The 1,063-nt window shown below is 69.3% G+C and carries 1 protein-coding gene; it reads left to right on the top strand.

The window, feature by feature from the left end; genetic code table 11:
* Positions 1–666 precede the first annotated feature (666 nt).
* Positions 667–1,063 (top strand): hypothetical protein (locus ACWJ6R_RS36880; protein ID WP_449066634.1); only part of this gene is annotated, 397 nt, incomplete at its 3' end.

The following is a 1,063-nucleotide window of genomic DNA, read 5'->3' as shown; positions in this document are numbered from 1 at the left end:
TTTCGTGCGCCCAGCAGAACGGGAGGTGAAGCCGTGACCTAGCGGCTGATCATGCTGTTCGTAAGCTCGTCGTCGCTCGCCGGTGAAAGTCCGGTCCGGGTAGCTGCCAGGAGGCCCGGTAGCAGGCTGGCGGCTTCGCTGGGAAACCGGCGGGGTCGAAGCCCAGCGTCAAAGGCCCTGTATGGGGGAGCAACGATGCGGTCCGTAGCATGACGCGAAGCCTGCGGCGTCGTTAGAGGTCTGCCCGAAAGGGCGGGAACAGGGAGAGCCGAGCCCCCGAATCCAGGGCGAAGGCCACGGAAGCGGTGAAGAGCCTGGACGCGCAGCCGCGAAGGACTCCCCGGCGTATGGGGCGCGGAACGCATCGACAGTGGCGGCGGGAACTGGGGAGGCCCTCCCCGGCCCGGTGACCTGCGGAAGGTGTCGCCGGAGCGTGGCGTCCTATAACCGGTCCAAGCCGGGAAGTGGATGGCCGGCCGGGTGGGCGTCGGAGGCGGCCGTAGTACCGCTTGACCTGACCGGACAACACAACCGGCGGGGAGGGAAGGGCCGCTGCTTCGTCGATGCGTCGTGATGCACGGAGGTGGCCCGGTGAGTGCCGGTCAGGCTGGTCCCACCGCTTCGGGATCGCGGGAACCACAGGTTCCGCGTGATCCGGTCCGAGCCTTGCAGCATGCGCTGTACCGGGCGGCCAAGGCCGACCCCGGGCGGAGATTCCACGCGCTGATGGACAAGGTCTACCGCAGGGACGTCCTGTGGCGCGGGTGGGTGGCGGTGCGCTCCAACAAGGGCGCGCCGGGCATCGACAGGACCACGCTGGCCGAGGTCGAGGAGTACGGGGTGGCCCGGCTGCTCGACGAGCTCGCCGCCGAGTTGCGGGAGCAGCGGTATCGCCCGTTGCCCGCGCGCGGGGTGATGATCCCCAAGCCGGGTTCTGCGGAGCGGAGGCCGCTGTCGATTCCCGCGGTTCGGGACCGGATCGTGCAGGCCGCGCTGAAGATCGTGTTCGAACCGGTCTTCGAAGCGGACATGGCCGACTGCTCCTTCGGGTTCCGCCCGAGGC

Source organism: Planomonospora algeriensis (genome assembly GCF_977012225.1).
This window is presented reverse-complemented; position numbering and strand designations above follow the sequence as displayed.